The sequence below is a fragment of the Bacillus sp. AFS037270 genome, from assembly GCF_002585305.1.
The window spans coordinates 21,763-30,586 of record NZ_NUNF01000116.1 but is presented as its reverse complement, the minus strand read 5'-3'; the positions used below and the strand labels follow the sequence as shown (position 1 = coordinate 30,586).

The window sequence follows — 8,824 nt, the reverse complement described above, 5'->3', positions numbered from 1 at the left end:
AAAATAAACCGTTGTTGACATACGATATTTCCAAATAAGATTACCAAGTTCATTTTCGTCTATAGGGGATTCGAATATGTCCCAAAATACTTCACTTTTTCTGTGAATGGTAAAATATCCTTGTGGATATTGCATTAATGTAATGGTCATAGCAGGATGATTGATAACTAAATAAAATTTATTACCATCCCATTTGGCATGTAAGCAAAAACTATAGAGGAATTCTCGAACATCGGCTTTGCGTTTAATCATACCGCATTCCCTACCTGTTTTAGAATGTCTAAGATAAGAGGAGATACCTGAATAAGTACGTATCCTAATCCAGCTTTCATTATTGTGTCAAAGCCCTTTTCTGCCCTATCAAACATGAAGAAAAAACACGAACCAACAATAATTACAGATGCAATTGGAAATGCAAGGGCAACCATGATATCGACTAATGGATCAAGTACGTGTGTTAACAAATCTAGACTCTGTTGACTCATCCATTCTTTGGCTCCAACTTCAACTGCTATTGGTGCACTTGCAACGACTGCATTTGTTCCTGTTGTAGCGGCAAAAGCCTTCATAGCAAATCCAAGTGTTCCTATGGCTCCACAAGTTGCAATTGGAAGGGCTGCTGAAACTGCTAATTGCATTACTTTTCTTACTCTCTTTTGCCTTCTTTGTTTTTCTCTCACTTTAAATTCACCAGACATAAATTCATTGAAATTGATTCTTGTTGACTTTGCCAAAATAATCATCCCCTTATTTAATGTCATTCATGGTGTAAACTCGATAAGGCAGACCTTTACATAATACTGTCAATTGTTTCCTTCTTAGTTCTGTTGTGGTTAACCAAATTAATTTAGGAAAATACCCTAAATGTTTAGCTAGTTCACCATTCCTCATTAAACCCTTGTATTGTTCAATCTTCTTTTTGTTAACATTCATTTTTTGAGTTGAATCAACTTCAAGAAATTGATACTTACCATCCTTCTTAAAATACGAGTCTGCAACAATAGTAAAAGTTCCATCAGAAACCTTAATTTCATTTTCCCAATCATGAGAACATCCCATATAGATGTAGAAGTCATTTCGCATAATGTAGTGATTAACAAATTTATTCTTTCTTCTTACTTTGTCTGTATTGACATACTCCCTGCCTTCTTTATTTAAGAAATAAATAGTGGAATAAGCTTCTTCTCGGAAACCAGTTAAATAAGGGGACATTTCTTTGAGGATACGATTGGCATTTCTTACGCTTCCTAAACGATGAATCCTAGTTAGTTGATCACGTTTAAGAAAGTCCAGTTTTCGTAATGACAATAGAATTTCTTCCTGTCTCTTGCTTAGGGGCTTCAACTGTTACAACCTCCCTCTTTTGAACAATATAAGGTGTGATTGTTTTTTCAATATCTTCAGGTGTAATAAGTGGAGTTTGAACTATTACACCTTCATCTGCCATTTGATATATAGCCCTTCCTTTAATTTTTGGTAAGGCTTCAGCACCATCTGTGTCAAGAACAACCCTTGAAGCTGTTCCAGACTGAACACGAAAACAAAGTTTAGCATCACTATTTTGCTTACATTGACGAGGGATTATATCCCCTGTTCCATATTGGGTTGCAAGTATCAATCTAAAACCTAATCCTGCTCCAAGTCGTGCAATTTGACTCATGTACTTTTGACATTCTGCTTTAATGGTCTTCTCGCTTTTATAAATAAGAATGCCATCCTTCCATATATCCTTTTTATCTACCGCTTCATCAGGATTTAATTCCCCGACTTCATCAATAATCACAAAATGACGTTCAGTGATTTCAGCATCTTCAACCTTTTTCTTTCCAGATTGTTTAAGTATTTCCTGTTTCTTTTTCATAAGATTATAAGCATTTTCAAGAGTTTTTAATGCTTCCTCTGGTTCGTATGCGATTGATACAGTTTGTTTAATATTCTCATAGTCACATAGTTCCACCCCACCCTTTAAATCAATCAAATGAAGTTTAACGTTGTCTGGTTGCTGCTTAATTAAAGAGGTAATAATACAGTTAATCAAATTAGATTTTCCGTATCGTGTAGCACCACCAAGACACAAATGAGGGATTTTTTCAAAGTCATGGAAAATAAGTTTATTTCTATCCCTTGTTGCACCAAATACAACCTTCCACCCTTTACCTTCTTGAAAACCAACTATTTTAGGCAATGGCTCATTATATACTCGAATGATTAACATTCCATCGTAAGATAACTCTATTTCCTTTCTGTCCGTTAGTTTTTTAGTGTATAGACTTTTAATATTAGAAAAAATATTTCGATCAAGTTTAAGTTCTTTTAAGTCTTTAAGTTTAATCTTTACTGAGCGTGTATTGATTCCTGATTCAATAACTTTTTGTTTTGCTAAGTAATCTTCAAAACTCCTACCTAAAGGTATACGGTAACGATACTCAACACCCCAATCATAATTTCTCTTTTTAATTTGTTGGGCTGTTAATGTTTGATTGCCGTCCTTAACATTTAGACCACTGAGAGCAAAAATTTTGTTTATTTTTTTCGAGTCATTCCCCACCCCACTTTTCGCTCGATAAGCTTTCAAAGAAATTACTCCAAAAATTGTTGTGGTCACAACTTCAAAAATCATTTCATTTTCCTCCTTTATTTAACGCCACCTCTTTAGACTTACAATAGTAAGTATCCCAACTAAATAGAAATTAAAAAAAGTGATTTGTGCCTTGATACTCTAGGACTTTATGACTTCCAACCCAATGTCTAACTTCGTAATTCCATTGGCTATAGTAAATGGTATTAAAGTTGGGTTGTCCGTTATTACTATTAATCCAAAATAAATTTTGATAACTACAAATTAAATTGTGAAAGGATTTTATAAAGTAGTATGGAAATGTACTAATAGGTGATGACATTGAAGAAACTAAAAAGTAACATTGGATGGTTAATTGACAAATCGGAATATACAAGAGAAGAATTAAGACAAAGATATAATAAAACTGCCAATACAATATCAAATTGGTGTACGGGAAAAAGTTATCCTTCTGCACCAGAAATGTTTGATCTTGCTGAAATATTAAACTGTAAGGTAGATGATCTTTATGAACGAAAAGTGGAAGAAACTAATTGAGAATTTCGAGGAGAATGGATATACACCCAGAGATATCCAAATGATTGTCCATTTTTACGATATGATGAAAGAACAACATAAGATTATGAAGAAGTACTATGAGGAAGTTAATGATGAACGTAACGATTGAAATACATTATTTAGCCGCTAGTAGAGCCATGAGGAGAGGTTCTTTTCCATTACGAGGCAAAAAGGTTGAATACGTTGCACTTCAATTTTGGAAGGAAATACAAAGGGAAATGTCATACCGTGCGAAACTTGAACAGGTAATAGTAAATGGAGATAAGGATATTACAGAATTAGTACTTGAATTGGAGAAACAAGAACGGAATAAAACAATTAATGATGATTTGCCTTTTTAAACTCCATTAGACTCTTCTATTAAGTTTACCTAATATTTACGTTTACTTAATACCCAGCAAATATTTCTTGTTTAAAATAAAAATATGGTACTTCCAAGAGTTACAGAGACCTCTTAATTCGTCCAGCTATTTGCTGGATTTTTTTTGATTCCGAACTTTTGAATGATAGCTTGCCTATTTTAGAATTAAATTTCACTAATTTGTCACAATTACACTCGTCTCAAACTGATAAAATAGTACCATCGTTGAAAAAGGGGTACTTAAATTGAACAGTGAGGAGTTACATAGGAGAATTGAAACAGTAAGAAAGAAATTGATACAGGTTGGAATGTTAAAAGGATTTACTTCGCCAGAAACTATAACAATTAGTGAAAAACTTGATAAATTAATAAACATTAAAATGAGTATGTGAAAAAGCCCCTCTCGACTGAGAAGGGCTTTTGTTGTGTGAACGTATAACATGGCTTAAATTTATCTTTTTCTAAAAATCAAAAATTATTCAATTTTTTAAAATCAATTCAGAAAAATGAACAAGTTTAATATTCCTGTAGGGTGCCCACTCCTCAGTTATTTCACAAAAACCAGATGAATATTGGTGAAGCATAACATAGTCCTTACCTTCATAAATAACAGGAATCTTAGTCATTTATAATCACATCCAACGTTTTAGTAATATTATAATGTAATCGTTTTCAATCGTCTGTGTCTGACTGATGAAATTTTTTTGTATAAATTATTGAATCGTTACCATACTTTTCTCCTATAGTGTTATAATACCAATTAACTAGAACAATAGATAAATAGGGGGAAAAAGAAATTGAAAAAATTGTCTAAGCTATTAGCTGTAGGTGTAATCGGACTAGGAATATTTATAGGAGTTGGGTCTAAAACTGAAGCAGCAACAACAGTAACAAAGCCTGTTGGTTCTTCATTCTTAAAATCAGCTTTATATGGAGATACTTATAAGGTGCAAGATGCTACAGGCAAAACAGTAACGGCAACTATTACTCAAGCGGTAACATTAAAAAGTTATACAAGTAATAATAACTTTTCATACGCAACAGTTTCTTTTGTAGATTATGATAAGGTTGATACTAAGTGGGTCAAGTATACTAAAACAGCCACAGGATATTTCTTTACACCGATTAAAGACGGAATTACTTACAATGAATATACAAATGTGAAAAAAGGAATGACATATAATCAGGTTGTGTCTATTACTGGTGAAACCATGCACCTAGACTCTACATATCGTGATGAATACAGTGATGTAAAAGATTATTCATGGTCAAAAGAAACTGATACCTCTGATATGAATGTCTATATGACTTTTGATTCTAATAAACTAGAGTATAAAAGCTTTTACATGAGTGAATATTAATAGCACAAAGCCCCTCTTGATTAAATTCTTAGGAACTTTTTTTGAAAATTTACCATATTTTTTACGTATTAGTGATATAAATCTATTAGACTAGAAAAATACAAAGGGGGAAATTTATATGAGTGAAATAACAGTAAATGTTAATCAGAATTATATAGCACAAACAGACAGTAAGTCTTATTTTGATGGTGGGTTATTACAATACATTGGTTGGTCAATTTTAGGTTTTTTAGTTACTGTTTGTACCTTTGGAATCTGTTATCCCTGGTCAATCACAATGATCTTAGGATGGAAAACAAGACATACTGTAATTAATGGGCGAAGATTACAATTCACTGGATCTGCAGTTGGATTGTTTGGAAACTGGATCAAATGGTGGCTACTAACCTTAATTACATTCGGAATTTATGGATTTTGGTTATTTATCGCTATGGAGAAATGGAAAACTAAACATACTGTATTTGCTAATTAAATAAAGAATAAAGCCCCTCTCAATTAAGAGAAGGGCTTTTGTTGTGTGGACGTAAACTGGTATAACTTTCATGGGTTAATAATTTTCCCTTAGAAATATAAATTATTCACAACAAAGAATTAATCTTATCGATAGTGTGTTTACCAGCAATACCATCGACTTCAAAAGGCAAATAAACATTTTGAAAACGTGTTACAGCATCCTTTGTTTTCATTCCAAAGTCATTATCGATTTTTCCACATTTAAAATAAAGTTTATTCAATGCTTCCTGTAATTCACCTACATCTTCACCTTTTGATCCTAACTTGAGTAATCTTGTGTATGTTAATTTCTTACTAATTGGTTTAGGAGTTTCCTTTTTGGGTTCTTCAACTGGTTTATATTGACCAAAGGTATCAGTACCATACCCATTAAAGTTAAACTGTAAATGAGGTTTATCAACAAAACTTTTCCAGTCTCCACCCCATTCAAAACCAAGTCTTTTTGCTTCAGATATAGCCATTTTAATTTCAGGATGGCTATATCCATCCCATAATGCTTTACCGTTTTTATCTACAGGTACAAAGTCTAATGCTTGCCCTACACTGTGGTATGATTTCATTGTTTGAGAAACACCCTTTTTTACATTAGCTCGCTGAGTCTCAATGGTACGGATTGTTTCGTAGATTAATACATTAATGTTGTTTGCAACTAAATAATCATGCCATTTAAAGGCTGCAATTTTTGCATGATTTGCTAACTTATTGATATTATCCAAATTTCGAGTTTGATATGTTAACATCATTATTCATCCCCTTTTTTTAACCTTGTTCTTATCGAAATATTTAGTTAGAAACTTAATGTCAATCCCAATTCGACTAAAATTTTCGATAATGCTCATTGCTTCATAAATAACAATTGAGCCAACACCAATTTTAATAATGTATCCTTTTGCATCTAGGTACGCATCAATAAACACAAGAAAAGCCAAGGCTACAAACAACCCGACTTTTCGTATTAGACCTATGTAATTAATGGAACTATTTATTTTTTTCTGTGCACCAGCAGCTAACAATCCAGTAACAATATCAAAAAGAATAAAACCTAATGCTACATACCAGACATTTCCTACAACCAAAGTAATATCAAAATTTCCAATTGAATGATTCATTTCCACACCCCCAAAATAAAAGAGGACTGATAATCAGCCCTCAAATTTCAATTGACCATCAATAACTTTATAGTTTGGTATGTTTTGACTGATGGTTTCTACATCTTCCATCAAAAAGAAAAAATACTGATATTGTTTCATTGGAATGACTCTTTCCCCTAAGATACTTTCAGTAATTTTTCCATTCTCATCAACATCACAAAATAACAAACACATGTTATCCCTCCTGACTGATATAAAGAATTCTGCCGTGAACGTTCCAATCCGCATTGGCTCCGTACAAACGAACGTACAGTGTTTTCCTGTTGCCTGTTGGCACACCTAAATCCATCGTGACGTATGTAGTCCAGTTGATATCATTACTTGCTCTTGATACAGTGGCGAGGGTTGTAGTTGAAGTGCCGTTTCCATCGGACGTATCGAGATCAAACGACATAAATCCGTTTATTTGATTGTCTGAATACATTCCGACTCTTGCTATTAAGTAACGGCTATCATGTTTAAACGTAAATGATTGAATGTTTTCATACCTATTAGTCGTTGCTACATAAACCCAGGGACCATTTTCACCCACGCCTGCAGTCCTAAACGGTGGGTATGCTCCCTGTATATTGAATCCATTTTGAATTTTTCCTCCGACAATAACAGCGTAACCGTCATCTCTTTCAACTCTGACTAAACCTTTATGTACATCTAATCCACCAGCCCCTATGTGGACATATGCATTAGCATCATCTGGAGCAATAAACCAATCACCAGTGCTGTCGCTGTAATGATCACTATTTCTATAAAGTTTTTTTAACTGTAATGATAAATTACCATCAGCATCCGTCAATTGCTTAATTGTTTTACTTGTTTGATGAAAGTTAACAAGTGCACTTGTTATATTCTTTTTAAAATTAGCAAGGACAACGGTAGGTGATTTTAAACTTTCAGGATAATCGGTGTATTCTAATATTCTAACGGTAGCATCAATACCTAAATCTTCATGGATAAGGTAAATAGTATCTCCCAGATCATATTCATGAATGGGTATACCCTGTTTTTTCAGTTCCACTATTTCTATTTCAATCACAATATCAGGTGTATCGACTATTACTTTTTGCAGATGTTCAAGCAAACTAGCCTGTGTGGTAAACTTCTCATCCCTTACAGGTGGAGCGTGTCGGATACCATATACAGAAACATTAGGTGATGTATATTCTGCCGTTACATCTTTGCCGAATCCTCTAATATATGTTGATACATTTGAACTGTCTATGTTTTTATAGAGTGTTTTAATATTGTGACGGTATCGAAATTGAGCATCCCTTGTAGTCCCAATTTGATTTTTTAACGTGATTTCTTTTTCTCCTGTTATTTCAAATTCAGCACCAAATCGTTCTAAGATTGTCTTAAACAATTCTAAGGCTGTACCATCACCGAATTTATCAAACTCAACTGGAGCAAAGGCACCATGATTTATCCAAGTCCATTCTGTTACCCCGAAAACATGGTTTAAAGCTTGCATTATATTTGTAGTTCCGCTAATAGTGTCATACTGATAATCATCAATAATATCAAAAATTATATGTTGTGTAGTCGCTTCTTTTACAGGTGTTTTTCCTTTTGTATATTCTCTAAGTTTCTTTATTCGATACTTTTGCCCGTCATATTCCACAATGGATTCTTCTTGGACTAAATCAAAGGAATGAGAATTTCGGGTTGTTTTGAACAAAATAAAAGGCAGCGAATATTCTCCATTCACTACCCTTTTTCGTTCTGTAATTTGGTAATCGGTCAGGAATTCCGATTGTCCACCTAAACTAGTAACAATCACTAAACCACTCCTTTCCATAAAAAAAAGAGCCTTCAGAGTGATCCGGAAGCTCTTCTTCAATTAAAGTTAAATTTTTAAAAACTATAGCCTTTGTAATTACATCCACAAGCGCTGCATTTACATTTCATCCATCCACATACCGAACATATTCGATCTATATTCTCTGAAAGAGGTTTTTTACAGCCAAAACAATGGTCTTCTCTCGGTTTCTTTCTTGTTTTTTTCGGATTTAAAGTATTAATTTTATCTGGATCGGGCTTTAAAGTATTAGGATTTACCTCAATTATGTCTCCAAATTCAGGAACCTTAATTGATACTTTAGTATACGTATTCCCAGCTATAAAAAAACTATTTATCCTAGTTACTTCAGCAGGATAATCTATATTATCCCATAAATTACGATATAACACATGCATACCTTTTGTAATTTCTTTAACGTCCATAGAATACCACCCTTTCAATAGGTATTATATTCCATGTCAAAACTACTAGTCTACAACTTTAAGTAGTGTTAACCGTTAAATA

14 protein-coding genes and 2 pseudogenes are annotated in these 8,824 nt (G+C 33.3%); 6 read left to right on the top strand and 10 right to left on the bottom strand.

Going from position 1 to position 8,824, the window contains the following annotated elements:
• The 4 genes from COD92_RS30935 to COD92_RS30920 form a co-directional block, all read right to left on the bottom strand.
• A partial coding sequence (locus COD92_RS30935; RefSeq protein ID WP_141561169.1) for a hypothetical protein occupies positions 1–252 on the bottom strand: 252 nt, incomplete at its 3' end.
• Positions 249–734 carry a hypothetical protein gene (locus tag COD92_RS30930; protein WP_098533283.1) on the bottom strand — a complete coding sequence of 162 codons (486 nt, stop codon included), beginning with the start codon at positions 732–734 and terminating at the stop codon, positions 249–251. The genes COD92_RS30930 and COD92_RS30935, both read right to left, overlap by 4 nt.
• 13 nt (positions 735–747) lie before the next feature.
• Positions 748–1,308 carry a replication-relaxation family protein gene (locus COD92_RS30925; RefSeq protein ID WP_255286845.1) on the bottom strand — a complete coding sequence of 187 codons (561 nt, stop codon included), beginning with the start codon at positions 1,306–1,308 and terminating at the stop codon, positions 748–750.
• Positions 1,280–2,620 (bottom strand): FtsK/SpoIIIE domain-containing protein, encoded by a 1,341-nt coding sequence (locus COD92_RS30920; RefSeq protein WP_098533287.1) that lies wholly within the window; start codon positions 2,618–2,620, stop codon positions 1,280–1,282. The genes COD92_RS30925 and COD92_RS30920 overlap by 29 nt, the downstream gene beginning before the upstream one ends.
• A 273-nt stretch (positions 2,621–2,893) precedes the next feature.
• On the opposite strand from COD92_RS30920, the gene COD92_RS30915 reads away from it, so the two are divergent.
• From COD92_RS30915 to COD92_RS30895, 6 genes are all read left to right on the top strand, one after another.
• The gene (locus tag COD92_RS30915) at positions 2,894–3,115 is read left to right on the top strand and encodes a helix-turn-helix transcriptional regulator (protein ID WP_098533344.1); all 222 of its coding nucleotides are present in this window, start codon (positions 2,894–2,896) and stop codon (positions 3,113–3,115) included.
• Complete coding sequence (locus tag COD92_RS32440) at positions 3,087–3,245, top strand: hypothetical protein (protein ID WP_176541447.1); 159 nt, start codon at positions 3,087–3,089, stop codon at positions 3,243–3,245. Before COD92_RS30915 ends, COD92_RS32440 begins: the two co-directional genes overlap by 29 nt.
• On the top strand, positions 3,229–3,477 hold the full coding sequence (locus COD92_RS30910; RefSeq protein WP_098533289.1) for a hypothetical protein: 249 nt from the start codon (positions 3,229–3,231) through the stop codon (positions 3,475–3,477). The genes COD92_RS32440 and COD92_RS30910 overlap by 17 nt, the downstream gene beginning before the upstream one ends.
• Before the next feature lie 265 nt (positions 3,478–3,742).
• A complete protein-coding gene (locus COD92_RS30905) occupies positions 3,743–3,889 on the top strand; it encodes an aspartyl-phosphate phosphatase Spo0E family protein (protein WP_141561168.1) in 147 nt (48 codons plus the stop codon).
• Positions 3,890–4,294: 405 nt separating this feature from the next.
• Positions 4,295–4,858 carry a DUF3862 domain-containing protein gene (locus COD92_RS30900; RefSeq protein ID WP_098533293.1) on the top strand — a complete coding sequence of 188 codons (564 nt, stop codon included), beginning with the start codon at positions 4,295–4,297 and terminating at the stop codon, positions 4,856–4,858.
• A gap of 118 nt (positions 4,859–4,976) precedes the next feature.
• Complete coding sequence (locus COD92_RS30895) at positions 4,977–5,330, top strand: YjgN family protein (protein ID WP_098533294.1); 354 nt, start codon at positions 4,977–4,979, stop codon at positions 5,328–5,330.
• Between the two features lie 106 nt (positions 5,331–5,436).
• Here the strand turns inward: COD92_RS30895 and COD92_RS33685 are convergent.
• The 6 genes and pseudogenes from COD92_RS33685 to COD92_RS30870 all read right to left on the bottom strand — a co-directional run.
• Positions 5,437–5,610 (bottom strand): annotated as a pseudogene (locus tag COD92_RS33685) (peptidoglycan-binding domain-containing protein); the annotation flags it as partial.
• Between the two features lie 101 nt (positions 5,611–5,711).
• Positions 5,712–6,114 (bottom strand): annotated as a pseudogene (locus tag COD92_RS33680) (M15 family metallopeptidase); the annotation flags it as partial.
• A gap of 3 nt (positions 6,115–6,117) precedes the next feature.
• Positions 6,118–6,480, bottom strand: coding sequence for a phage holin family protein (locus tag COD92_RS30885; RefSeq protein ID WP_098533296.1), 363 nt, complete (start codon positions 6,478–6,480; stop codon positions 6,118–6,120).
• 33 nt (positions 6,481–6,513) lie between these two features.
• Positions 6,514–6,696, bottom strand: a complete 183-nt coding sequence (locus COD92_RS30880; protein ID WP_098533298.1) for a hypothetical protein — start codon at positions 6,694–6,696, stop codon at positions 6,514–6,516.
• A gap of 1 nt (position 6,697) precedes the next feature.
• Positions 6,698–8,299, bottom strand: coding sequence for a phage tail protein (locus COD92_RS30875; RefSeq protein ID WP_176550504.1), 1,602 nt, complete (start codon positions 8,297–8,299; stop codon positions 6,698–6,700).
• Between the two features lie 74 nt (positions 8,300–8,373).
• Complete coding sequence (locus COD92_RS30870; RefSeq protein ID WP_098533304.1) at positions 8,374–8,742, bottom strand: hypothetical protein; 369 nt, start codon at positions 8,740–8,742, stop codon at positions 8,374–8,376.
• Positions 8,743–8,824 lie beyond the last annotated feature (82 nt).